The organism is Oleiphilus sp. HI0043 (assembly GCF_001634935.1).
Map to the genome: position 1 here is coordinate 1 of NZ_LWEY01001298.1, position 679 is coordinate 679.

At 48.3% G+C, this 679-nt stretch carries 1 protein-coding gene; it reads left to right on the forward strand.

The window, feature by feature from the left end:
- Positions 1 to 87 precede the first annotated feature (87 nt).
- On the forward strand, positions 88 to 679 hold a 592-nt coding region (locus tag A3729_RS16920), incomplete at its 3' end, for a fatty acid desaturase (RefSeq protein WP_231877456.1).

The following is a 679-nucleotide window of genomic DNA, read 5'->3' on the forward strand; positions in this document are numbered from 1 at the left end:
GCCGTCCACTTAGGCTGCCTAGGTGTCATCTGGACAGGCTGGAGCCCCGTCGCCATTGCGATCTGTTTAGCCGCTTTTTGGCTAAGGATGTTTGCGGTCACCGCGTTTTATCACCGCTTTTTTTCTCACAAGAGTTACAAGGCCAACCGCTTTTGGCAGTTTTGTTTTGCCGTGCTAGGCAATTCAGCGTCTCAAAGAGGCCCGCTTTGGTGGGCCGCTCATCACCGGAATCATCATAAGCACTCAGATGAAGAGTCAGACTTACACTCTCCCATTGCTCATGGTTTTTGGTGGAGTCACGTCGGATGGTTCATGAGCGATGAAGGGTTTAAAACCGATTACAGTGTCATAAAAGACCTAGCGAAGTTCCCTGAACTCCGCTTTCTAAATCGCTTTGATAGCCTAGTGCCCGTTCTCTTCGCAATCGGCATGTACATGCTGGGTGAATACTTGGCTTATGCTTTACCAAACTCAGGCGTTAATGGTTTACAAATTCTGGTTTGGGGCTTCTTTATCTCTACAGTATTTTTGTTTCACGCCACCTTCACCATTAACTCTCTTGGTCACGTATGGGGATCAAGGCGCTTTGAGACAAAAGACCAAAGTCGGAATAATGCTTTCCTTGCACTGCTTACCCTGGGAGAAGGCTGGCACAACAATCATCACCGCTTTGCCGTCT